At 68.9% G+C, this 23,065-nt stretch carries 18 protein-coding genes; 8 read left to right on the top strand and 10 right to left on the bottom strand.

Features of this window, described 5'->3' with window-relative positions:
* Positions 1-5: 5 nt before the first annotated feature.
* Positions 6-1,535 (bottom strand): tryptophan halogenase family protein, encoded by a 1,530-nt coding sequence (locus tag E2493_RS09705; RefSeq protein WP_135086174.1) that lies wholly within the window; start codon positions 1,533-1,535, stop codon positions 6-8.
* A gap of 68 nt (positions 1,536-1,603) precedes the next feature.
* On the opposite strand from E2493_RS09705, the gene E2493_RS09700 reads away from it, so the two are divergent.
* Entirely contained in the window at positions 1,604-2,335 is a 732-nt protein-coding gene (locus tag E2493_RS09700; RefSeq protein ID WP_135086172.1) for a DUF6445 family protein, read from the top strand.
* A 47-nt stretch (positions 2,336-2,382) separates the two neighbouring features.
* Here the strand turns inward: E2493_RS09700 and E2493_RS09695 are convergent, their stop codons facing one another.
* From E2493_RS09695 to E2493_RS09685, 3 genes are all read right to left on the bottom strand, one after another.
* The gene (locus E2493_RS09695; protein WP_135086170.1) at positions 2,383-3,798 is read right to left on the bottom strand and encodes an HlyD family type I secretion periplasmic adaptor subunit; all 1,416 of its coding nucleotides are present in this window, start codon (positions 3,796-3,798) and stop codon (positions 2,383-2,385) included.
* Positions 3,795-5,942, bottom strand: coding sequence for a type I secretion system permease/ATPase (locus E2493_RS09690; RefSeq protein WP_225421321.1), 2,148 nt, complete (start codon positions 5,940-5,942; stop codon positions 3,795-3,797). The genes E2493_RS09695 and E2493_RS09690 overlap by 4 nt, the downstream gene beginning before the upstream one ends.
* A gap of 112 nt (positions 5,943-6,054) precedes the next feature.
* The gene (locus E2493_RS09685) at positions 6,055-6,348 is read right to left on the bottom strand and encodes a hypothetical protein (protein ID WP_135086168.1); all 294 of its coding nucleotides are present in this window, start codon (positions 6,346-6,348) and stop codon (positions 6,055-6,057) included.
* Positions 6,349-9,018: 2,670 nt separating this feature from the next.
* Here E2493_RS09685 and E2493_RS09680 point away from each other — a divergent pair.
* The 5 genes from E2493_RS09680 (at position 9,019) to E2493_RS21780 (ending at position 11,893) form a co-directional block, all read left to right on the top strand.
* Positions 9,019-9,561: a toxin-activating lysine-acyltransferase gene (locus E2493_RS09680; RefSeq protein WP_135086166.1), complete on the top strand. Its 543-nt coding sequence runs from the start codon at positions 9,019-9,021 to the stop codon at positions 9,559-9,561.
* Between the two features lie 146 nt (positions 9,562-9,707).
* Positions 9,708-10,235: a lactoylglutathione lyase gene (gene gloA, locus E2493_RS09675; protein ID WP_135086164.1), complete on the top strand. Its 528-nt coding sequence runs from the start codon at positions 9,708-9,710 to the stop codon at positions 10,233-10,235.
* Positions 10,232-11,239 carry a zinc-dependent alcohol dehydrogenase family protein gene (locus E2493_RS09670; protein WP_135086162.1) on the top strand — a complete coding sequence of 336 codons (1,008 nt, stop codon included), beginning with the start codon at positions 10,232-10,234 and terminating at the stop codon, positions 11,237-11,239. The genes gloA and E2493_RS09670 overlap by 4 nt, the downstream gene beginning before the upstream one ends.
* A 43-nt stretch (positions 11,240-11,282) precedes the next feature.
* Positions 11,283-11,627 carry a class I SAM-dependent DNA methyltransferase gene (locus E2493_RS21785; protein ID WP_225421319.1) on the top strand — a complete coding sequence of 115 codons (345 nt, stop codon included), beginning with the start codon at positions 11,283-11,285 and terminating at the stop codon, positions 11,625-11,627.
* 20 nt (positions 11,628-11,647) lie between these two features.
* Positions 11,648-11,893 carry a hypothetical protein gene (locus tag E2493_RS21780; RefSeq protein ID WP_225421317.1) on the top strand — a complete coding sequence of 82 codons (246 nt, stop codon included), beginning with the start codon at positions 11,648-11,650 and terminating at the stop codon, positions 11,891-11,893.
* Between the two features lie 559 nt (positions 11,894-12,452).
* On the opposite strand, the gene E2493_RS09660 is transcribed toward E2493_RS21780, so the two are convergent.
* The 3 genes from E2493_RS09660 to E2493_RS09650 form a co-directional block, all read right to left on the bottom strand.
* On the bottom strand, positions 12,453-12,869 hold the full coding sequence (locus E2493_RS09660; RefSeq protein ID WP_135086160.1) for a DUF2147 domain-containing protein: 417 nt from the start codon (positions 12,867-12,869) through the stop codon (positions 12,453-12,455).
* Between the two features lie 226 nt (positions 12,870-13,095).
* Positions 13,096-14,709, bottom strand: a complete 1,614-nt coding sequence (locus tag E2493_RS09655) for a calcium-binding protein (RefSeq protein ID WP_135086158.1) — start codon at positions 14,707-14,709, stop codon at positions 13,096-13,098.
* 149 nt (positions 14,710-14,858) lie between these two features.
* Complete coding sequence (locus tag E2493_RS09650) at positions 14,859-17,780, bottom strand: PAS domain S-box protein (protein WP_225421315.1); 2,922 nt, start codon at positions 17,778-17,780, stop codon at positions 14,859-14,861.
* Between the two features lie 171 nt (positions 17,781-17,951).
* On the opposite strand from E2493_RS09650, the gene E2493_RS09645 reads away from it, so the two are divergent.
* Positions 17,952-19,523 carry an aldehyde dehydrogenase (NADP(+)) gene (locus E2493_RS09645; RefSeq protein ID WP_404828309.1) on the top strand — a complete coding sequence of 524 codons (1,572 nt, stop codon included), beginning with the start codon at positions 17,952-17,954 and terminating at the stop codon, positions 19,521-19,523.
* A gap of 52 nt (positions 19,524-19,575) precedes the next feature.
* Here the strand turns inward: E2493_RS09645 and E2493_RS09640 are convergent, their stop codons facing one another.
* The 3 genes from E2493_RS09640 to E2493_RS09630 form a co-directional block, all read right to left on the bottom strand.
* The gene (locus E2493_RS09640) at positions 19,576-20,370 is read right to left on the bottom strand and encodes an SDR family NAD(P)-dependent oxidoreductase (protein WP_135086152.1); all 795 of its coding nucleotides are present in this window, start codon (positions 20,368-20,370) and stop codon (positions 19,576-19,578) included.
* Between the two features lie 62 nt (positions 20,371-20,432).
* A complete protein-coding gene (locus E2493_RS09635) occupies positions 20,433-21,107 on the bottom strand; it encodes a spermidine synthase (protein WP_135086150.1) in 675 nt (224 codons plus the stop codon).
* Complete coding sequence (locus E2493_RS09630) at positions 21,104-21,682, bottom strand: TetR/AcrR family transcriptional regulator (RefSeq protein WP_135086148.1); 579 nt, start codon at positions 21,680-21,682, stop codon at positions 21,104-21,106. Before E2493_RS09630 ends, E2493_RS09635 begins: the two co-directional genes overlap by 4 nt.
* 165 nt (positions 21,683-21,847) lie before the next feature.
* Between E2493_RS09630 and E2493_RS09625 the strand changes: the two genes are divergently transcribed.
* The gene (locus E2493_RS09625) at positions 21,848-23,056 is read left to right on the top strand and encodes an efflux RND transporter periplasmic adaptor subunit (RefSeq protein ID WP_225421313.1); all 1,209 of its coding nucleotides are present in this window, start codon (positions 21,848-21,850) and stop codon (positions 23,054-23,056) included.
* The last annotated feature ends 9 nt before the right edge of the window (positions 23,057-23,065 follow it).

Here is a 23,065-nt window from a genome sequence, read left to right as displayed (position 1 = left end):
CGGCGTCAGCCCGCGGCGGCCCGTCGCTCGTCAATCGGCGCAGCGCAGGTCGCCGCGATGTAATCGGCGTGATCCGGCATCTCCGAAACGACGCGCTGGGCGTGCTGCCCGGCCAGAGCGATGAACTCCTCGAGCTCGCGGTCGCTGATGCCGTCGGCGAGCGGATGGTAGGCGCGGGGCCGCAGCCCCTGCCCCCACATCACCTGCAGCCACGAGGGATCGTCGAACAGCTCGAGATTGTGCCGGGTGATGCGCGCGCTCGCACCGAACAGGGCGATCTTCTGCGCCAGCCGCTCGGGCAGGACCATCTCGCGGCAATGCCGCCAGAATTCGGAGCCCGGTCGGGCGTTCAGGTGGTAATGGAGGATGATGAAGTCGCGCACCGCCTCCCATTCGATATCGGTCTGCGCATTGTACTCGGCGATGTCGGCGGCATCGAACGCGGCGTCCGGGAAATAGGCGAGCAGCCGGGCGATCGCGCTCTGGATCAGGTGGATGCTGGTCGATTCCAGCGGCTCCAGGAAGCCGCCGGCGAGGCCGATCGCGACGCAATTCTTCTTCCAGGCCGCGCGCCGCTTGCCGGCGGTGAAGCGGAGCGGCCGCGGCGACGCCAGCGCTGCGCCGTCGAGACTGGCGAGCAGGGTCTCGGCGGCTTTCTCGTCGTCGAGAAAGGCGCTGCAATAGACCATGCCGTTGCCGGTGCGGTGCTGGAGCGGGATGCGCCATTGCCAGCCCGCCTCCCGCGCCGTCGAGCGCGTGTAGGGCGTCAGCGGCGCGACGCGCTCGCTAGGCACGGCGAGCGCGCGGTCGCAGGGCAGCCAGTGCGACCAGTCCTCATAACCGCTGCGCAAAGTCTGCTCGATCAGCAGGCCGCGAAAGCCGGTGCAGTCGATGAACAACTCGCCGGCGACGCGCTCGCCGCTCTCCAGCCGCACCGCCTCGACGAAGCCATCCTCGCCGCCGAGGTCGACCGCCGCGACCTTGCCTTCGGTGCGCCGCACGCCGCGCCCTTCCGCATAGCTGCGGAGCATGCGCGCATAGAGGCTCGCGTCGAAATGATAAGCGTGATGAACGCCGCTCGGCGCGCCGGGCCGCTCGATCGGCCGGCCGAACCGGTTGCCGGCCGCGGCGCGGAAATTGGGGGCGAAATGCCAGAGGCCGTGTCGCCCGCCGCCGGCGCGGTAGCGCAGCCAATATTGGTGGAACGGCAGCAGCCCGAGCCGCTGGCCGACCGCGCCGAAGCCGTGGAAATAGCGCTGCCCGGGCTTCCACCAGTCGACGAACTCGATGCCGAGCTTGAACGAGCCGAGCGTCTCGCGGACGAACGCCTCCTCCGGTATGCCGAGCCCCTCGTTGAACAGGCGGATCTGCGGGATCGTCGCCTCGCCGACGCCGACCGTGCCGATCTCATCGGATTCGATCAGCCGGATGGCGCGGCCGCGGCCCGCGTAGCGGGCGAGCGCCGCGGCCGCCATCCACCCGGCCGTCCCGCCGCCGACGATCACGATAGTCTTCACCTCGCCGCGCCTGGTCATGGTGCCGTCGCTCTCCCGGCGCTAGGATGATCGGCGATGACAGGAACCCATCGCGTCGAGGCGGAACGGTGACGGCAAGGCTCGCGCTGCAGCCCGCCTGCCGCCCGCAGAGGGTGCCGATCGGCGCGAGCCGGGAGCCGGTGATCGTCATCGACGGCGTCCTCGCCGATCCGCACGCTCTGGTCGATCGGGCCGCCGATGCCGAGTTCGCCGATGCCGGCAGCCGGCGCGGAGGCTATCCGGGAATCCGCGCGCCGGCGCCCGCCGATTACACGGCGATGCTGGTCGAGGCCGTCGAGCCGCTGATCCGCCGCGTCTTCGGCCTCGGCGCCGCCGCCCGCGGCCGCGTCGACGGATCCTTCTCGATCGTCACCACGCCGCCCGAGGCGCTTCACCCGCTCCAGCGCGTGCCGCATGTCGACACCTGCAGCCCCTATCGCATCGCGCTCCTTCATTTCCTGTGCGGCGCGGAGCATGGCGGCACCGCCTTCTTCCGCCACCGCGCCACCGGCCTGGAGCAGATCCCGCCGGACGCCTTCGATCGTTATGCCGAGGCCCGCCGAGCGGAAGGCGCCGCCCTGCCCGCCGCCGCCGGCTACCCGAACGAGACGACGCCCGGCTTCGAGCGCATTGCAGCCTTCGAGGCGCGCTGCGACCGCCTGCTCGTCTACCGCAGCTTCTCGCTGCACAGCGGGATCATTCCCGCCGAGGCGACCTTCGCCGCCGATCCGCGCCTCGGGCGGCTCACCGCCAACCTCTTCGTCGATTATCTGCCGGCCGGGGCACCCGCCCGCCGCTGAGCGAAGCCCGCCTCCGCTCGGCACGGGCCGGCAGGGACGCCGCCCCCTCACCTCTCGCGCCCGGCCTCGTCCACCGCCTGCGAGATCGGCGAGAGCAGATAGCGGATGATCCGCCGCTCGCCGGTCTTGATCTCCGCCTGCACGGCCAGCCCGGGTCCGATCGGCTGGCGCCGCGTCCCGATCTGGAGGAAATCCCGCTTCAGCCGGACTCGCGCGGCATAGACCAGGCCGATCTTCTCGTCCTGGATCGCGTCGCGGCTGATCGTCTCGACCACGCCCTCGATCAGCCCGTAATCGGTGAACGGAAAGGCCTCGAGCTTCACCCGCACCGGCTGGCCTTCGCGGATGAAGCCGATGTCCTTGTTGAGGATCTGCGCCTCCACCTCGATCTCGCTGCCGTCGGGGACGATCACCATCAGCGGCTGGGCGGGCTGGACGACGCCGCCGACGGTGTGGACCGCGAGCTGCTGGACGACGCCGTCGACCGGCGATCGGAGCTGCTGCATCAGCCGCCGGCGCTCGGACTTGCGCAATTCCTCGCCGCGCATGCTCGATTCGTCCTCGGCGGTGGCGAGCTCGGTGCTCGCCGTCTTGGCGAAGCTCTGGCGGAGCTTGGCGATCTGCGCGTCGATCGCGCCGATCGCCGCGCGCGCCTTGGCCGCCGCGCTTTCCTGCACCGCGATGTTCTGGAGGTGCTCGACGCGCAGCTGCTCGTATTCGAGCACCTTGAGCTTGGGATAATGGCCTTTCGCGCTGAGATCGCGCCGCGCCTCGAGCTGCTGGTCGACCAGCGGCAGGGTCTGGCGGAGCTTGGCGATCTCGGCTTCGGCGGACGAGAGCTGGGCGCCCTGCTCGGCGCGGCTCTGCGCCAGCGTCGCCCGCTCCGCCTCATATTCGGCGATCGCGCTGCGGATCAGCAGATTCTGGGTGGTGACGGTGTCGGCCGGCGTCCCTGCCGGCGCGACGAAGCGCGCCGGCCGTCCCGAGAGATGGGCGAGCAGGGCGTCGTTGCGCGCCTGGGCGATCCGCGCCGACAGCAGCCCTCGCGTCGCCTGCGCCTCGTCGGCGCCGACCAGGGTGGGGTCGAGCTCGATCAGCAGCTGCCCCTTTTTCACCCGCTCGCCGTTCCTCACGTGGATGGCGCGCACGGCGCCGATCTCCACCGGCTGGATCACCTTGACGTTCGCCGCCGGGATCGTCTTGCCCGTGCCGACCGCGACCACGTCGACCTTGCCGATGAACGACCACAAAACGGCGATCGCGAACAGGCTGCACAGGGTCAGCATCAGGACGCGCAGGCCGGGGCTCGGCGGCGTCTCCATGATCTCCAGCGCGGCCGGCAGGAACTCATATTCCTCGCGCGGCTTGCGGCTCCTGTCGGCGTCGTTCTGGCGCTGCCACGCCTCCTTCAGCACCGCCAGGTGCCGGCTCAGCGTCGGGAAGCGGTCGGCGATGGCGGTCATGCGGCGACTCCCATCTGCTTGCGATAGAGCTCGGCGTAGCGGCCGCCGGTCGCGAGCAGGCTCTCGTGATTGCCTTCCTCGGTGATCTCGCCCGCCTCCACCGTGATGATCCGGTGGCACTGGCGCACCGCCGAGAGCCGGTGGGCGATGATGATCACCGTCCGGCCGTGGGCGATCATCCGCAGGTTCTTCTGGATGATCTCCTCGCTCTCCGCGTCGAGCGCCGAGGTCGCCTCGTCGAGGATCAGGATTCGCGGGTCGCCGATCAGCGCGCGGGCGATGGCGATGCGCTGCCTCTGGCCGCCCGAGAGGTTGCTGCCGCGCTCGTCGATGATCGTGTCATAGCCGTGGCTGAGGCCGAGGATGAACTCGTGCGCGCCGGCGAGCTGGGCGGCGGCGAGCACCGCCTCCATCGGCCGCGTCGGATCGGCCAGCGCGATGTTCTCGCGCACCGAGCGGTTGAACAGGATGTTCTCCTGCAGCACCACGCCGATCTGCCGGCGCAGCCAGGCCGGATCGACCAGCGCCAGGTCGACGCCGTCGATCAGCACCCTGCCCTGCTCGGGCACGTAGAGCCGCTGGACGAGCTTGGTCAGCGTCGACTTGCCCGAGCCCGACGGGCCGACGATGCCGAGCATCTCCCCGCCGGCGATCTTCAGCGAGACTCCGCGCAGCGCCTCCGGCGCGTCCGGGCGGTAGCGGAAGCGCACCTTGTCGAACTCGATATTGCCCTTGATCGCCGGCAGGCTCGCCCGGTTGGGATTGTGCTCCGGCTCGGCCGGGGCGTTGAGCACGTCGCCGAGGCGGTCGACCGAGATCCGCACCTGCTGGAAGTCCTGCCAGAGCTGCGAGAGGCGCAGGATCGGCGCCGCGACCCGGCCGGAGAGCATGTTGAACGCGACCAGCGAGCCGACGCTGAGGTCTCCGGCGATCACCGCCTTGGCGCCGAAATAGAGGATGGCGACGGTGGTCAGCTTCGAAACCAGCTGGATCAAATGGTTGCCCCAATTGGCCAGCCGGGTCACCGCGAAGCCGGTCTGGGTATAGCCGGCGAACTGCTTCTCCCAGCGGTCGCGCATCTGCGGCTCGACCGCCATCGCCTTCAGCGTGCCGATGCCGGTGACGGTCTCGACCAGGAACGCCTGGTTCTCCGCGCCCCGCCGGAACTTCTCGTCCAGCCGCGCGCGCAGCGTCGGGGTGATGAAGATCGAGATCGCCGCATAGACGGGGATCGACGCGAGCACGATCAGGGTCAGCATCGGGCTGTACATGTACATCACCACGAAGAAGACGATGGTGAAGAACAGGTCGATCACCACCGTGACCGCATTCGAGGTGAGGAACTCGCGGATCCGCTCGAGCTCGCGCACGCGGGCGACGCTGTCGCCGACCCGCCGCGCCTCGAAATAGGAGAGCGGCAGGTTGAGCAGGTGGCGGAACATCCGGGCGCTGAGCTCCGCGTCGACCCGGTTGGTGCTGTGCGCGAACAGCCAGTTCCTGAGGCCCGAGAGCGCGGTCTCCCAGACCAGGACGACGCCGAGGCCGATGGCGAGCACGTCGAGCGTGGTGATCGACTGGTGGACGAGCACCTTGTCGATCACCAGCTGGAAGAAGATCGGCGAGATCAGCGCCATCACCTGCAGGAAGAAGGAGGCGATCAGCACGTCGCGCAGCGGCTTGCGGTACTTGACCAGCGCCGGGATGAACCAGCTGATGTCGAACGGCCGCGCCGCGCCCGCCATCCGCTCGCGCGAGGTCATCAGCAGCAGCCGGCCGCCGAAGCGCTCGTCGAGCTCGTCCGCGGTCCACACCTCGGGCCGCTCGCGGTCTCCGAACTGGACGAGGGCGCGGGGCGCCTCCGCTTCGTCCTCGATCTTCAGCAGGACGGCGGCGTCGCCGTCGGTCAGCTGCGCGATTGCCGGCAGCGGCATCTTCCTGAGCTCGCCCGCCTCGCAGCGCCGGATCCGCCCGACCAGGCCGAGCTTCTTGGCGATGCGCGAGAGATCCTCGAGCGTATAGGGATCGTCCCCCTTGCCGCGATCGTGGGCGATCTGCTGCGGATCGGCGGGCATGCCGAGGAAGCGTGCGAGCAGCACGAAGCTGGAAAGTGCCGGATCCCGACTGACCTGCGCCGATTCTTCCACGTCCGTCCCCCCACGAACGGCCGCTGCCCCCACCCGGCAGCCCGGCCGCGCCGCCCGCAGGCGGCGTCAACACATTGCTAAGCCTGCAAAACTCGATTGGCGAGAGGCTTTTTCATCCGCCGCGGAGCGCCGGCCGCGCGCAAGGCGCGACCGGCTCCCCCGTCAGGCGCAACTGGCCGCTTGCTCCGAGCATCTTCCCAATGTCGACCTTGCCATCAAGACCAAGACCGCCACTGATCTGAATCCATGCACCTTGGGAAAGTAGATCGTCATAGATCTGCCGAAGCATCATGTTGACCATGACGGAGTCGTTGGCCTTACCAAACAGAGAAAAATAATCCTTGAACCCCGGATTCTTAACCTTGTTGAACCAGTCAGTAAGATTACCCGCGATAAGATTACCCACGATATTCCCCCGCAACATTCTAGAAATAAAGTCTTAGTCTCGGACAGCAGTCGGCGGGCTTTCTGGCACACCTTCAAGAGACCTGTAGCGACTGTCCTCAGCAGCATCGGCTGCAATGATGTTATTCCATCCAATCTTCGTGATCGCTGCCTTCAAACTTCGACGAAAAGCGGAGCGGTCGACGCGACCACCCTGAAGGCTCCCATCCCGAACCATCGATGCCATCACGGCGTAGTAGGAGCGGCCGCGCACCGGCGAGGCGCATCGCCCGCCAGGCACCCCTACTGGACCCATAGCGGGATCGGGCGCGACACATCCCGCCGCCCGCGCACTCTCGAGAGGGAACCTATTGCTCCGCCCCGAAGACACTGCCTCGGAGAACCCAATGTTGATGATCTGGGAAGCAAATACACATCGAAACTGACGCGGATCCGCGAGATCCAAGCGCCCAGCCTCGCTGCCGCGCACTAGAACGACGTTAGAGGTCGTCAGCCCCTGGGGCCCGACAGCCTGATAGATGTCGCAACCCGGCGATGGCGACAGTTGACGTGTCGGCGGTCCATCAAGAAGACGATTAACCACGCCAGCACTCAAGCCCCGAGGTAGATTGGCGTAAGTGAGGACGACAAGGGCGGACGCCCCTTTAGCGGCACCGCCAGTCGACGGGTTCTCGTGCACGAAATAGGTTGCGTACTTGGATGCCTCCTGCAATCGATCAGTGGACCGACCCAACCCGACGTCACTCACATTCAGCGCCGATGGCGGTACCAGTTGAAAAGAGTTCGCCTTGTACGCAATGTCCAGTTGATCGAATGCCTGGTTAAATTTCCCTACGTCCGTTCGATACGCTACCGAAGGCAGATCTATGCTCTCGACCAACACCGCAGTGCCAATCGGGTAGCCTAGCTGCAGTTCCACGGCATCCTTGCGACCGAAGACCATTTCTACCAGTTTCTGCTCGAACTCTTCCTGAGTGGATGGCCGCGATGGGGCGCCGCCGGTTTGTGAGCTGCAGCTGCAAAAGAGCGCGAACGCTAGAACGGATTGACGCCCACGCGACCTGGGAGACCAGAAGCGTGATTTTGAATCGGAGCGTTGAAACGTCATGCGTGTGTCTCCGGCGAACCTGCCTGACTGGAAGTCGCACCTCCTCTTGGCGCATGACCTTCCCTAGGGGTTCGAGTACGCGGGAGATAACCAAGAGCTCGCATGCAGTCACGGTACGACTGTCGCCGAACACGAGCAGCTGACAAACTTGATCCCAAAAACACTCCTACCATTGCCGCATCGGTCTCGTGCGCACCCGTATCCGCACGATTCTCTGCTATCTCAGCGACGCCATCAGCCAATGTGCGGCATCGAGCGTCATCACGCCGGAAGTCTCCGACGGATACCTGCCCTTGATCGTAGAGAGGCAGCGCTGCACATGAACAGAGTAGCGGAACAAGAGCGGTAGTCGCCCATTTCGCGGCCAGCGGAAGTCGCGAAGTTCTCTTCATCCTTTGACAGCAGAGCTGAAACCAGCCCAAACCGGACAACCGAGATAGTGACTGAATTGTCCAAGGCTGTAGCAGAAAGGGGAGCGCGTGATCCCGATCAAGAACCCAGAAACGTGCCGCGCCGGGCCGAGTACGCTCCTGCCGATAGGGATGCTTGCCTCTCGATGAGTCCAAGCTTTTTGCGAGGATGCGCGGGTTAGAACACGAGGTACCCGCAAGAGGCGAACAAATGCGCTGAACCGTTGCCGGTCCTGCCTGATCGATGCCGAAGCCGCGGCGCAAACATGCGAGGATATCCATGACGAGATCACCTGCGCCCCGCGGCCACGTGTGATACAGCACCCGTCACCCGCGACGCGACGGCCGAAGCCGGCTGAGCGCTACCAGCAGACTTCTCTAGAGCGCCTCTGACGCGGCGACGCACGACAGCAATCGTTCGAGTCCGCCCCACGCGCCCCTCCCCCTCGATCCCCGTTCTTGCAGCTTACCACGGCCGCTCAGGGACCCACCCCTGGATCCCGTATCGCTACCTATCGGGTTTTCCGGTTCGCGCAATCAAGATTCTTTAACCAAGGTAAACTTTTCTGCCTGAACGATAATTCGCTGCCGGGAATCTTCCACTCCGCGGCAGCGGCGCCGTGCTTTACCTTGCCCACGCCAGGACGACCCGCCGCCGATCCGAGCGCGACGGCGCAAACAGCCTCACGCCCTTGCCCCCCGCGCGCGCAGTCCACCTTGGTGGCGTACAAATCTGCCTCGGGCCGCGAAGCAAGGCCGCGGCCCCGCACGCGCGGCGAGTGGCCCACCAATGTCTGACAAGAAGCATCGAACCGCCCCCCGCGGCGCCTGATCATCGCCCGTATCGCAGCTTGTCACGGCCGCCCGGAGAGCCATTTCTGGCTCCGGACCAGAGATCTATCGCCTTTTCCGGCGGCGGCAATCCGGATTTTCCGCCGCGGTAAACTTTTCGACTTGAACCGGAATTTCCGCTCGGCGATGGTCGGCGCGGCGGCAGGGGCGCCGCTTTCTGCGTGGTCGCAGCGTTGGGCATCGCCCGGGAGGGTGCGCTGCCTTCGCTCCGCGCGATCCGACGCCGTCTTGGCGCCTCGCCACCGTTTTTGCTACGCCTGCGGCTTCGGCCGCGGCGGCTTACGGAAGGGGCGACAGACTGATGAGCACGAATCCCGAGAGCGGCGCGGCCGGCACCGCCGGCGCGAGCAGCACCGGTCCGGTCACCATCAGCCACCTCCTCGGCGAGATGACCTGGCTCCTGACCCAGTCGCCGCTGCACCGTGCCATGCAGATCGGCGACATCGAGTGGCTGGCGATGCCCGCCCTCATCCACCAGCAATTCTACCTCTTCCGCGACGGCGATCGGCCGGTCGGTCTCGCCCTCTGGGCAAACTGCGGGCCCGAGGCCGAGGCCAAGCTCGATCGCGGCATGATCGAGCCGGAGAACCGCCTGACGCTCGAGGAATGGACGAGCGGCGACACGATCTGGCTGGTCGATCTGATCGCGCCGTTCGCCACCCCCGAGAACAAGCAGCGCGAGATCATGTTCGCGGATCTGATCTCCGGCCCGCTCGCCGGCAAGGCGTTCAAGTTCCACCAGACCAACCCGGCGACCGGCGAGCGCACGGTCCAGACGGTGCAGGCCGATGCGGGTCAGAAGCTCAAGGAAGCGATCGAGGCCGCGGCCGCCGCGCAGGGCTGAGCCGCCCCGCGGCCTCTCGACAGAGGACAAGCCGCCGCCGCACGCCGTCTATTCGCCGCAAAGTGGCGCGCGGCGGGCGTCGAGCGTGCCGGTCCGGCGTTGAGGCATCACGCGGGGCCCCTACCCCGCTCCAGCCTCGAGGACCCATGTCAGATCCCGCCACCCGCGACTACACGCTCAACCAGACCATGCTCCGCGTCCGCGATCCGGACGCGTCGATCCGTTTCTACGCCGAGATCCTCGGCATGACCCTGTTGCAGCGGCTCGATTTCGAGGAGATGCGCTTCTCGCTCTTCTTCCTCGCCTTCCTGCGCGACGGCGAGAGCGTGCCCGACGATCCCGCCGAGCGCGCCCGCTTCGTCTTCACCCGCGAGACGACGCTCGAGCTCACCCACAATTGGGGCACGGAAAGCGATCCCGGCTTCGCCGGCTACCATCACGGCAACGCGGAGCCGCGCGGCTTCGGCCATCTCGGCGTCTCGGTGCCCGACGTCGAGGCGGCCTGCGCCCGCTTCGAGACCCTCGGCGTGACGTTCGTCAAGCGGCCGCAGGACGGCAGGATGAAGGGCATCGCCTTCATCGCCGATCCGGACGGCTATTGGATCGAGATCCTGTCGCCGAACGGCATGGCGGCCACCGTCGCCGCCCAGGCAGAGCGGGAGGCAGCGGAATGAGGGCCGTCCGTCTCGAGGCGCCCGGCGGGCTCGATCGCCTCCGCCTGGTCGACGATCCCGATCCCGGCGCGCCCGGGCCCGGCGAGATCCGCGTCGGGATCCACGCCAGCTCCCTGAACTACCACGATTACGGGGTCGTGATCGGCGCGATGCGGGCCGAGGACGGGCGCATCCCGATGTCGGACGGCGCCGGCCTGGTCGAGGCGGTCGGTGCCGGAGTCACCGAGTTCGAGCCGGGCGACAGCGTCGTCTCCTGCTTCTTCCCCGACTGGCAGGACGGTCCGCCGACCGTCGCCGATTTTGCCCGCACGCCCGGCGACGGCATCGACGGCTACGCCCGCGAGGCAGTGGTGGCGCCGGCGAGCTGGTTCACCCACGCCCCCGCCGGCTGGAGCCATGCCGAGGCGGCGACGATCACCACCGCCGGCCTCACCGCCTGGCGGGCGCTGGTCGTCGACGGCGGCCTTCGCGCCGGCGACACCGTGCTCGTGCTCGGCACCGGCGGCGTCTCGGTCTTCGCGCTCCAGCTCGCCAAGGCGATGGGCGCGCAGGTCGTCGCCACCTCCTCGTCCGACGAAAAGCTCGAACGGCTGCGCGATCTCGGCGCCGACCACGTCATCAACTATCGCAGCAATCCGGACTGGGGCGCCGAGGCTTTGCGCTGGACCGGCGGCCGCGGCGTCGATCACGTCGTCGAGGTCGGCGGCCCGGCCACCCTGACCCAGTCGATTACCGCGGTGCGGATCGGCGGGCACATCGCTTTGATCGGCGTGCTCACCGGCCGCGGCGGCGAGGTGCCGACCGCGTTCCTGATGGCCAAGCAGGCGCGGCTCCAGGGCCTGATCGTCGGCAGCCGCCGCGACCAGCAGGATTACGTCCGCGCGCTCGAGGCGATCGGCACGCCGCCGGTGATCGACCGGTCCTTTCCGCTGGAGGCGATCGCCGACGCCTTCCGCCACCAGGAAAGCGGCGCCCATTTCGGCAAGATCTGCCTCGAACTCTGAGACGCGCTTGCGGGCAGAGCCGGCGCCGGCCCAATGTGATCGGATGCGTCCGTCCGACCGCATTCCCGAGCTCTACGAGCGCCACGCCGAGGCGTGGGACGAGGCGCGCCGCGACAGCTTCGTCGACCGCGCGTGGATCGACCGCTTTCTCGCGCAGGTGCAGCCCGCCGGCCGAGTGCTCGATCTCGGCTGCGGGTCGGGCCGCCCCATCGCCCGGCACCTGATCGACGCGGGACTGCACGTCACCGGGATCGACGTCGCGCCGAGGATGGTCGCGCTCTGCGCCGAGCGCTTCCCCGGTCACGATTGGCGGGTCGCCGACATGACCGAGCTCGCCCTCGGGCGACGCTTCGACGGCATTCTCGCCTGGGACAGCTTTTTCATCTGACCGCGGAGCGGCAGCGCGCGATGTTCGGCATCTTCGCTGCCCACGCCGCGCCTGGGGCGGCCCTTCTGTTCACCAGCGGCCCCGCCGCGGGCGAGGCGATCGGCACGATGCACGGCGAGCCGCTCTACCATGCCAGCCTCGACCCCGCCGAATATCGCACATTGCTCCGCGAGCACGACTTCGCCGTGATCGACCACGTCGTCGAGGACCCTGACTGCGGCGGCCACACGATCTGGCTGGCGCGCGCGGAGGCCGACGCGGTTTGACTTTGATGGATGTTCGTGTTATGTTCCACCGTTCTGAGAACTCGGCTCTTTGACGGTGTGAAGCTATCCATCGGCGGCGGATCGGCCGGCGGCGCTCCTCCGCCTTGGCCTTCTCAGCAGCGGTGCAGGCTTGGCTTTTGCGGTCGGATCAGGATGTCGCCGCACTGTGAGGGAGTGGAAGCGCGGGCCGGGAACGCAGGGGAAGGGCTTCGCCGGCGCGCCGATCAGCAGCGGAAATTCGCTGCATCGCAAAAATCTGACCGTAAATAACGGTCGATTTACGGTGCGCACTGCAGCATTTGCGCCGCGGCACGGGTGCCGGGCCACCGTCTGGGCAGCCTGCCGCCGGACCCGCCACTGTCATCCCGTGGCAGCGGCGGCCGCGCCGATCCTGCACCCGGCTTTGATTTGGCCGTTCCGCCACGCGCACCGCAGGGTGCGACCCTCGGGGACGAGAGGGCGGAACAGGAATGATCGGGCGGGCGGTGCCGAAACGCGCCGCCCCGGCCTGTAAAAACACCTGTTGTTTACAGGCGCCGCACCCATCCGGCGCCCCGCCTCAGCCGATCCGCACCCAGGTCTGCTGCTTGCACAGGAAGCGGCCGATCAGGCAGCCCTTGCCGGTGATGGCGTTGCGGCCTTCCGCCTTCATCGAACCGGAAAAGGTCTTGCCGATCGTCGGCACGAACACGCGGCCGCTCCATTCGCCGGGGCCGGTCTGCCGGAATTCGCGGAACAGATTGGTGCCGATCAGGCGCGGCGTGCCGGCCTCGCGCGCCTTCTGCTGGGCGCGGGCATCGGCCCAGATCACGACGCCGCAGACGCTCTCGCCGCACGACTGCATGCGGACGTGCACCGTGTTCTTCGGATTGCGCCAGACGCCCGCCGCCTGGCCGGGGCTCGCGGCGTCCGCCGCGGCGGGGATGCTCGACACAGCGGCCAGACCGGCCGCGAACGCAACCAAATGCTTACGCACGAAAAGTCTCTCCTGACGCCTGGACGTGCGGCCCTGCCCGGGGCCGGCACGCAAACCATGTGGGCGTGGTCGATAGCGGTTCAAGACTGAACGCGAGGTGAGTCCGCCCGTCCGATCAACCCCTTGCCTCCAGGAGCGCAGACCGCATGTTCTGCGGTGGAGGGCCTTATGGGCGTGGAAGGGCGCTCCCGGGTCGGGCCGCGAGCGCCCTTCGGACCGCAACTGCCTAGAACAGGAAGTCGGCGGCGGTGATGTCGACCGGCTCGTCGAAGCCCTCGACGATGGTGATCTGGCCGCGGCTCGAGCTGATCACCGTCTCGAAATCGCCGTTGACGATAGTCAGGTCCGCGAAGGTCAGGCCGCTGCCGCGCATGTCGAACAGGTCGACGCCGTCCTCGAAGCCGAAGATCAGGTCGCCGAAGAAGCTGCCCTCCTCGCTCCACCGTCCCGTCCCGCCGTAGACGAACAGATCCTGGGCGCCGTCGAGCAGGAAGGTGTCGAGATCGCGGCCGCTGCTCATCTGGTCGTCGCTGGCGCTGCTGAACAGCCGGTCGGTGCCGAGGCCGCCGTTCATCGTCGTGCCGACCGTACCGGCATGGAGATCGTCGTCGCCGGCGTCGCCGTCGATCTGGTTGTCGAAGAAGCTGAACGAGCTGTCGCTGCCGAACATGACGTCGTTGCCGTCGCCGCCGAACGCGCTGCCGCCGATGTCGCTGCTCGCCAGGGTGAGCGTGTCGTTGCCCTCCTCGCCGAGCAGATTGTCCGCTCCGGCGCCGCTGTCGAGATAATCGTCGCCGGCGCCGCCATGAACCTCGTCATTGCCGCCGAGCGCGAAGACCACGTCGTTGCCACCCGCGGCGAAGATGCGGTCGTCGCCCTCGGTGCCGAAGATCACGTCGTCGCCGTTGGTGCCGGCGATGACGAAATCGGTGAACACGAAGTCGTCGGTGGTGAAGGCGTGCCGGCCCTGGAACTCGACGGTGAAGTCGTCGCCGTCGAGGCGGCCGTTGTCGTTGGTGTCGGCGATCAGATAGGTGTTGCCGCCGCGTTGGGCGTAGCCGACCTGCGTGACGCCGTCGCCCGCACCCGGCAGCGCCGCGCCGACGCGCGGGCTGATCGTCAGCGCGCCGACGAAGGCATAGGTCTCTCCGCTCAGCCGGAGCTCGTCGCCCCCTGCGATCCCGGCGCCCTGGAAGTCGGTCACCACGTCACGCGCGGAGAAGATCGAGTCCGGCTGGAAGGCGCTGGTGAAGAAGACGAACCGATCGACCCCCGCCCCGCCGGAGAGCAGGTCGACGCCCTCCTCGCCCTGGATCTCGTCGTCGCCGTCGCCGCCGGAGAGCACGTCGTTGCCGCGCCCGCCGAACAATTCGTCGTCGCCGGCGTCGCCGGAGAGGAGGTCGTTGTCGTCGAGGCCGAACAGCACGTCGTCGTCATTGCCGCCGAACAGCATGTCGTTGCCGGCGTCGCCGTCGAGCGTGTCGTTGCCGTTGCCGCCGTAGACGATGTCGTTGCCGTCGCCGCCGGACAGCACCGTGTCGCGCCCGTCGCCGCCGTCGATGATGTCGTTGCCGGCATTGCCGGTCAGCCGGTCGATGCCCGCGCCGCCGCGAATGATGTCGTTGCCGTCGCCGCCGCTGGCCAGGTCGTTGCCGTTGCCGCCGTCGATCACGTCCGCTCCGGCGCCGCCGTTGATCCGGTCGTCGCCGTCGCCGCCGTCGATGACGTCGTTGCCGCCGAGCCCATTGATGATGTCGTTGCCGGCCAGGCCCCTGATCCGATCGCGCTCCTCGGTGCCGTTCAGAAGATCGTTGCCTGCGGTGCCGTCGATGTCTGCCATGTCCCTCTCCCGCGTGGCCCCCTGCCGCGAACGCAGGGGTGCGCGGCCATGGGTGGCGCTCGCCGGGATTTCCGGTTCAATCCGTTTGATCCAAATCGGCGCGGAGATCTCTCATGCTTTGCGACGAAGCCGGGAGAGCGGCGGCCGCGTCAGGAATTCGCCGCGAGCGCCCCGGCGAGGTCGGAGAGGCGGAACGGCTTGGTCAGCCGCGGCAGGTCCGGCGCGATCTCCTCGACCTCCGCATAGCCGGAGACGATCAGCAGCCGCAGCTCGGGCCAGCGCTGCCGCGCGGTGCGGGCGAGCTCGCTGCCGGTCATGTGCGGCATCAGATGGTCGGTCACCAGCAGGTCGATTGCGCTGCCCTCCAGGATGCGCAGCGCCTCCTCGGACGAGTTCGCCTCGATCACCTCGTAGCCGAGGTCCTCGAGCATCCCCGCGGTCGAGGCGCGGACCAGGTCCTCGTCGTCGACGACGAGTGCCACCCCGGCCGCGGCGCCGGCGGGCAGCGCCTCGTCCGCTTCCTCTTCCTCGGCCGCGGCGGCCGAGGTCGGCAGCCACAGGGTGATGGTCGTGCCGACGCCGACCTTGCTGTCGATCGCCAGGCCGCCGCCGAGCTGCGCGGCGAGGCCGTGGACCATCGACAGGCCGAGGCCGGTTCCCTGGCCGATGCCCTTGGTCGAGAAGAACGGCTCGACACAGCGCGCCAGCGTCCGCGCGTCCATGCCGCAGCCGGTGTCGCTGACCCGCAGGCGGATGTAGGAACCGGCGGCCAGGCGCTCGGCGGCGCCGGGCGCGATCGTCTCGACGTCGACCGCGATGGTCAGCGCGCCGCCGTCCGGCATCGCATCGCGCGCGTTCACCGCGAGGTTGAGCAGCGCCATGTCGATCTGGTTGGCGTCGGCACGCGCGGCGGGCAGGCCGGCCTCGATCTCGAGCACCAGGCGGATCCGCGGGCCCAGCGTGCTCGCCAGCAGGCTGGCCATGCCCTCGACGATCCGGCCGATGTCGACGGCGGAGGGCTGCAGCGGCTGCCGCCGGGCGAAGGCGAGCAGCCTCTGGACGAGCACCTTCGCCCGCTCGGCCGAGGCAAGCGCGCCGGCGACCGTCCGCTGCGCCCGCTCGTCGCCGAGCTGCTTGCGCTGGAGCAGGTCGAGCCCGCCGATGATCGGCGACAGCAGATTGTTGAAATCGTGCGCGACGCCGCCGGTCAGCTGCCCCATCGCCTCGAGCTTCTGGCTCTGGCGCAGCGCCTCCTGCGCCTGCTCGAGCTCGGCGCGGCGCTGCTTCTCCTCGGTGACGTCGCGGCCATAGCCGTAGACCAGCCCGCCTTCGACCGCGGTGTGCCACGAGATCCAGCGATAGCCGCCGTGCTTGTGCATGAAGCGGTTCTCGAAATTCCTGAGATCGCGGACCGCCGCCTGGTCGTGGCTGCTGCGGCTCAGCGAGACGTCGTCCGGGACAACGAACTCGAGGAAGTTGCGGCCGATCACCTCTTCGGGCGCATGGCCGAGGATGGCCTGCCACGACGGACTGACCGCGCGGAACACCCCTTCCGCATCGGCGATGGTGAGCAGGTCGCGCGAGTTGCTCCACACCCGGTCGCGCTCGGCCGCGATCTCGGCGACCTTGTGCTCGAGCACGTCGTTGAGGTCGCGCAGCGCCGCCTCGGCGCGCTTGTGCCGGTCGATATCGAGCGCGGCGACCACGGCGCCCTGGATCTGCCCGCGCTCGTCCTTCACCGCGGAGCCGATCAGGCGCAGCCAGACCTTACGCCCGTCGCCGCGCTCGTAGAGCGTCTCGATCTCCGGCCGCTCTTCCTCGCCGCGGAGCGCCCGGGCGAGCGGGAACTCCTCCGGAGCGATCTGGCGGCCGGTCGCGTCGAAGCCGATCCACTGCCGATAGGCCTCGACGTCGGGCGAGGGCAGCACCGGATGGCCGAAAACGCGCTCGACCTGGGCGTTGCCGCCGACGATCCGGCCCGACGGGGCATCGGCGATGACGATGGCGACCGGCACGGCGTCATAGACCGCCTGGAGGCGGCTGCGCGCGGCGGCGGTCTGCGCCTGCGCCTGGGCACGCTCGACCGCCGACCAGGTGCGTTCCGCGACGTCGCCGACGACCGCCACGTCGCTCGCGGTCCAGCTGCGCGGCTCCCGGCTATGGACGTAGAGCGCCGCGACCATCCGTCCGTCCCGAACCAGCGAGGCGGTGATCGCGGCCTTGGTGTCGATCGCCGCAAAGGCGGCGAGATAGGCGGGCGAGCAGGTCCGCGGATCGGTCTCGACGTCGTCGATGACGAGCGGCTCGCCGCGCTTCAGCCGCCCGTGCACCTCCTCGCCGAAGCCGGCGAGATCGTGCGTGCCGTGGCGCGACGGGATGGTGCCGTCGGTCCAGTTGTTCTCGGTGGTGAAGAAGCGCTCGGTCGCATCGACCTCGCCATAGCCGACCCGGTGCGCGCGCAGATGTTCGCCGAGCATCTGCTGCGCCCGCACGATGATCTCGTTGGGATCGCCGAGAGGGCGCAGCGCGTCGCTGAGCGCCAGCAGGAACGCCTGCCGCCGCTCGGCGAGAACCCGCTGGGTAACCTCGTGCCCCTGGTTGAACACCCCGGCGACGCGGCCGTCCTCGCCCAGGATCGGGGTCAGGCTGTAGTTCCAATAGGTCTCCCGGGCCCGCCCGTTCCGCTCCATCGGCAGCATCCGGTCGAACTCCGACAGGCCCTGGCCGCTCTCCACCACGCCGCGCAGCTGGGGTCCGATGATGTCCCAGATGTCGGCCCAGACCTCATGTGCCGGCCGTCCCAGCGCCCAGGGGTGGCGATCGGCCGGGATCGGTGCCCAGGCGTCGTTGTAGAGCAGGCGGAATTCGTCGCCCCAGTAGATGGCGGTCGGGAAGCTCGAATGGAGGCAGATGCCGGTCGCGGAGCGGAGGGATTGCGGCCAGGTCTCCGGCGGACCGAGCGGCGTCGATGCCCAGTCGTAATCGCGCGTGCGGGCGGCCATCTCGCCGTCGCCGAGGAGGAAACCCAAAGAATGGACCTCGGAGAGCTGAACCATCGAATACACATCCACCGGCGCGGCTCCCGGACGAGGCACGCTGGGCGCGACGTAAAGCGTTGCAACCGAAATGAAAAGCCCGCGCCTCCTCGCTCTCGTGCGGCGGCGCTGCGCCCTCCCCTTTCAAAGCGCCGCCGCTCCGCCTAGATGCCGCAGGCACCGACATCGGGCGGCAAGGAGATTGACGTGATCAACGGAGAAATGTTCATCGGCAGCCGCAGCCTTTCCGGAACTTCCGGAGAAGCGCGGGCGGTGAACCCGGCCACTGGCGAGACGCTGGATCCGGTCTATCGCGGCGCCACCCGCGCCGAGCTCGACGAGGCCTGCCGGCTCGCCTGGGAAGCGTTCGATCCCTATCGCAGCCTCGAGCCGGAGACGCGGGCGCGCTTCCTCGAGACCATCGCCCAGAACATCCTCGATATCGGCGATGCGCTGATCGAGCGCGCGATGGCCGAGACCGGCCTGCCGCGCGCCCGTCTGGAGGGCGAGCGCGGCCGCACCGTCGGCCAGCTCCGCCTGTTCGCCCAGGTCGTCCGGGATGGCCGCTATCTCGACCTGCGGATCGATCCGGCCATGCCGGAGCGCCAGCCGCTGCCGCGTCCGGACCTGCGCCTGCGCAAGATCCCGCTCGGCCCCGTGGCGGTGTTCGGCGCCTCCAATTTCCCGCTCGCCTTCTCGGTCGCGGGCGGCGACACGGCGTCGGCGCTTGCCGCCGGCTGCCCCGTCGTCGTCAAGGCGCACTCCGCGCATCTCGGCACCTCCGAGCTGGTCGGCCGCGCGGTGCAGGCTGCGGTGCGCACCTCGGGCCTGCCCGAAGGCGTCTTCTCCTTGCTGTTCGACACCGGCCGCGACATCGGCCAGGGCCTGGTCGCCGATCCCCGGATCAAGGCGGTCGGCTTCACCGGCTCGCGCGGCGGCGGCACCGCCCTGATGAAGATCGCCCAGGCGCGGCCGGAGCCGATCCCGGTCTATGCCGAGATGAGCTCGATCAACCCCGTGATCCTGTTTCCGGGCGCGCTGGCCGAGCGCGGCGAGAAGATCGCGCATGGCTTCATCACCTCGCTGCTGATGGGCGCCGGCCAGTTCTGCACCAGCCCCGGCCTGATCCTCGCGATCGAGAGCGACAAGCTCGACGAGTTCATCGCCGGCGCCGGCAATGCGCTGCAGAGCGCCAGTGCGGCGACGATGCTGACCCCGGGCATCCACCAGGCCTATGAGGCCGGGGTCGAGGCGCTGCGCAGCCACACCGCGGTCCAGACGATCGCCCGCGGCCAGGCCGGCCAGGGCTATCAGGGCGTGCCGGGCCTGTTCTCGACCACCGCCGAGGCTTTCCTCGCCGACCGCAAGCTGGCCGAAGAAGTGTTCGGATCGGCCTCGCTGGTCGTCCGCTGCCGCGACGAGGCCGAGCTCGCCAGCGTGCTCGACAGCCTCGAAGGCCAGCTGACCGCGGCGCTGCACATCACCGAGGCCGATCACGAGGACGCCCGCAAGCTGATCCCGGTGCTCGAGCGCAAGGTCGGCCGCATCCTGGTCAACGGCTTCGGCACCGGCGTCGAGGTGGCGCACGCCATGGTCCATGGCGGCCCCTATCCGTCGACCGCGGACGGCCGCTCGACCTCGGTCGGCACGATGGCGATCGACCGTTTCCTGCGGCCGGTCTGCTACCAGGACATGCCGGAGGCGCTGCTGCCGCCCGAGCTCAGGGACTCCTCGCCTTACGATCGGCTCCTCGACGGCAAGACCGTTCTCGGCGCCTGACCGGAGCGCGAAGAGAATGACGGAGCGGCGCTCGCGAGAGCGCCGCCCCTTCTCATCCGGCGTGGTAGCGCGGCGCGATCCGGTCCCTCGAGACGTTCGCCGCCACGCCCGCCTCCGCGTCGGCATAAGCGTCCCAAGCCGCCATGTCGGGCAGCGAGGGAATGCAGACCTCCTCGCCCAGCTCCAGCGCACGCAGCGAGGCGACGACCAGATCCTCGGCGCTCATCACCCGCTCGGGCGGGAAATTGGCGAGATCGTTGCCGGCGACCTCGTGAAAGTCGGTGGCGATCACGCCGGGCACGAGCAGCTGGACGCGCACCCCGGTGCCCGCCGCCTCGACCTGCATGTGGCGGGTGAAGGCCGTGACGAAGTTCTTGGACGCGCCATAGCCGGCATTGCCCGGCATCTGCATGAACACGGTCCCGGAGGCGATGTTGATGATCGTGCCGCGGCCCACCTCAATCATCCGCTTCAGCGCCGCCTGGGAGAGCCGGGCGAGCGCGAGGATGTTGACCCGCAGCATCGCCTCGAGCGCGGCGAAGTCGAGCTCGGCGACCCGCGCCCGCGCCGCATAGCCGGCATTGTTGATCAGCATGTCGATCCGCGCGCCCGCTTCGATCCGCCGCGCGACCGTCTCCACCCCGTCGCTCTCGCCGAGATCGGCCGGAAGCACCTCGATTTCGATCCGGTGCTCCTGCGCAAGTGCGTCGGCCAGCGCCTGCAGCCGGTCGGCGCGCCGGGCGACGAGGATCAGGTCGTGGCCGGTGCGGGCGAGATGCTCGGCATAGACGCGGCCGATGCCGGAGGACGCGCCGGTGACGAGCGCACGTGGTCGTTCGATAGCCATGATTCTGGATCCCCGCGGAGTGACTCTGGCCGTTCAATCGCCGGGACGCCGCTCCCGTTCCCTCAGCGCCGCCTGGTCGCAAACCACAGGACGTGGCGGGGCCCCTTGTCGCCGCGGGCGCGGACCACGCGCTCCTCGACCTGAAAGCGTGCGCTCTCCAGCCGCCGGGTGAAGCCGGTGTCGGGATGCGACGACCAGACCGCCAGCACCCCGCCGGGGCGCAGCGCGTCGTGCGCCGCGGCAAGGCCGCCGCGCGCATAGAGGCGGTCGTTCGCTTCGCGGGTGAGGCCGCCGGGGCCGTTGTCGACATCGAGCAGGATCGCGTCCCAAGCGTTGCGCGCGCCGTCGATCAGGGCAGCGACGTCGCCCTCGAAAATCCGCACCCGCCGATCGTCGAGGCTGCCGGCGAAGATATGGGCCAGCGGCCCCCTCGCCCAGTCCACCACCGCCGGCACCAGTTCGGCGACGGTAACCTCGGCATCCTTCGCCAGCCGGGAGAGCGCCGCCCGCAAAGTGAAGCCCATGCCGAGCCCGCCGATCAGAATTGCCGGGCGGGCGCGTCCGGCGATCCGTTCGCACGGCGTCGCCGCGAGCTGCTCCTCCGAGCCGCTCAGCCGGCTGTTCATCAGCTCGGTCGCGCCGAGCATGATCGAATATTCCTCGCCCCTGCGGACCAGCCGGATCTCCCCGCCGCCGTCCGGCATGTGCGACGTCGCGAGGACCTCGCGCGGGATCACGCGGTCCGGTCGCCGGTCAGCGCCGCCTCGAGCAGGCGCTGCATGTGGCCGCGGACGGAACCCGAGTCGCACTGGCAGAGCGGCTCGACCGCCATGATCGTGCGCATCACGTTGGTGCCGAAGAAGATGCTGAGCGCGAGGCTCGAGCGGACCTCCGCGTCGGCACCGGGAAGGAGCTTGGCGATCGGCTCCAGCACGTCCTCGCGCAGCGCCTGGCGGATCACCTCGCCCGCCTTGGGCGAGGAGGCCGAGCGGAGCATGATCAGCAGCCCCTCGGCGTGCTTCTTGCGGTCGGCGCAATCCTCCTCGACAGCAAGCGAGGCGAGATAGGCGGGAAGCTCCCGGTGGCCGACGCTGGGATCGAGCCAGTCCGGCTTCTTGCCGGCGCGGAGGACCTCCTTGAACAGCTCCTCCTTCGAGCCGAAATAGCGGCCGATCAGCGCGACATCGACTCCGGCATCGCCGGCGATCTCACGCAGCCCGACATTGTCGTAGCTCTCTTCGATGAAGCGGCTCCGCGCGGAGGCGAGGATCGCCTCCCTGGTGGCGGCGGCATTCTTTACGCGTGGCGACATTCGGTCTCGGCTCGCTCGGCAGGTGAAAAATCAACAATCGTTGACATGGTAAGTCTACACATGTTGACATCGCCTGAACAGATTCTTAGTTCCCGCTGCGCCTGCCCCGGGGAGCAGGCCGCGAGTCTCGCGCGTGCCTTAGACCGAAAGCTGACCATGTCACGGATGAAATCTGCCGCTCTGGGCGGCATGCTGTCGCTCCTGCTCGCCGCGTCGGTGGCGGGCTGTTCGAACGGGGAAGAGCAGGCCGCGGCGCCTCCCGTGATGCCGGTCACCGTCGCGACGCCCATTTCGCAGGAAGTGGTGGACTGGGACGATTTCGTCGGCCGCTTCGAGGCGATCGAGAGCGTCGAGGTGAAGCCCCGCGCCACCGGCTATCTGCAGGCCGTCCACTTCCGCGACGGCCAGTTCGTCCGCAAGGGCCAGCTGCTCTTCACCATCGATCCGCGCCAGACCCAGGCCGCGCTCGCCCAGGCGCAGGCCCAGCTCGCCCGCGCTCAGGCGACGCTCGCCAACGCCCGGACGGAGCTCGCCCGCTCCCGCACCCTCGCCGCCTCCCAGGCCGCCAGTGTCGAGGAAGTCGAGCAGCGCCAGGCGGCGGTGCGCACCGGCCAGGCTGACGTCGCCGCGGCCCAGGCGGCGATCCGCGCGCAGCAGCTCAACGTCGGCTTCACCCGAGTCACCGCGCCGATTTCCGGCCAGATTTCCGAGCGCCGCGTCGACCCGGGCAATTCGGTGACCGCCGACCAGACGGTGCTCACCACCATCGTCTCGACCAGCCCGCTCCACTTCGCCTTCGAGGGATCGGAAGCCCTGCTGCTGAAGTATCAGCGCCAGAACGCCGGCAACCGCAGCGGCACCGCGGTCCGCATCCGCCTCCAGGACGAGGCGAGCTACGTCCATGCCGGCACGCTCGATTTCATCGATACGGTCGTGAACACCGGCGCCGGCACCGTTCGCGCCCGCGCCATCGTGCCGAACCCGAACGGCTTCCTGAAGCCCGGCATGTTCGGCCACATGCGCCTCGCCGCGACCCAGCCCTATCGCGCCCTGCTCGTCCCCGACACGGCGATCGTCACCGACGCCGCCCGCCGCGTGGTCTACGTCGTCGCGAAGGACGGCACGGTCAGCGCGCGGCCGGTCGAGCTCGGACCGCTGACCGGCAATCTGCGCGTCATCCGCGCCGGCCTCGGCCCGCAGGAGCAGGTGATCATCGACGGCATCCAGCGCGCCCGTCCGGGCCAGAAGGTGAAGCCGACGCCCGGCCGCATCCAGGCCGCCGGCGGACCGGAGCCCGCGCCCGCCGCGCCGTCGACGCCGCCCTCCTCGATCGCCACCCCGGTCGGCGGCGCCCCCGCCGCCGGCCGCCGCTGAAGGCCTGAG

It is taken from the genome of Sphingomonas parva (ex Maeng et al. 2020) (genome assembly GCF_004564275.1).
GTDB lineage: Bacteria > Pseudomonadota > Alphaproteobacteria > Sphingomonadales > Sphingomonadaceae > Allosphingosinicella > Allosphingosinicella parva.
The sequence above is the reverse complement of the archived record's forward strand: the minus strand, read 5'-3'. Positions and strand labels throughout refer to the sequence as shown.

Bases quoted from the DNA above. Each gene is read 5' to 3' on its own strand.
- E2493_RS09630 (WP_135086148.1), bottom strand. From the start codon at position 21,682: ATGTCGCCACGCGTAAAGAATGCCGCCGCCACCAGGGAGGCGATCCTC.
- E2493_RS09680 (WP_135086166.1), top strand. From the start codon at position 9,019: ATGAGCACGAATCCCGAGAGCGGCGCGGCCGGCACCGCCGGCGCGAGC.
- E2493_RS09695 (WP_135086170.1), bottom strand. From the start codon at position 3,798: ATGACCGCCATCGCCGACCGCTTCCCGACGCTGAGCCGGCACCTGGCG.
- gloA (WP_135086164.1), top strand. From the start codon at position 9,708: ATGTCAGATCCCGCCACCCGCGACTACACGCTCAACCAGACCATGCTC.
- E2493_RS09625 (WP_225421313.1), top strand. From the start codon at position 21,848: ATGAAATCTGCCGCTCTGGGCGGCATGCTGTCGCTCCTGCTCGCCGCG.
- E2493_RS09670 (WP_135086162.1), top strand. From the start codon at position 10,232: ATGAGGGCCGTCCGTCTCGAGGCGCCCGGCGGGCTCGATCGCCTCCGC.
- E2493_RS09655 (WP_135086158.1), bottom strand. From the start codon at position 14,709: ATGGCAGACATCGACGGCACCGCAGGCAACGATCTTCTGAACGGCACC.
- E2493_RS21780 (WP_225421317.1), top strand. From the start codon at position 11,648: ATGTTCGGCATCTTCGCTGCCCACGCCGCGCCTGGGGCGGCCCTTCTG.
- E2493_RS21785 (WP_225421319.1), top strand. From the start codon at position 11,283: ATGCGTCCGTCCGACCGCATTCCCGAGCTCTACGAGCGCCACGCCGAG.
- E2493_RS09705 (WP_135086174.1), bottom strand. From the start codon at position 1,535: ATGACCAGGCGCGGCGAGGTGAAGACTATCGTGATCGTCGGCGGCGGG.
- E2493_RS09640 (WP_135086152.1), bottom strand. From the start codon at position 20,370: ATGGCTATCGAACGACCACGTGCGCTCGTCACCGGCGCGTCCTCCGGC.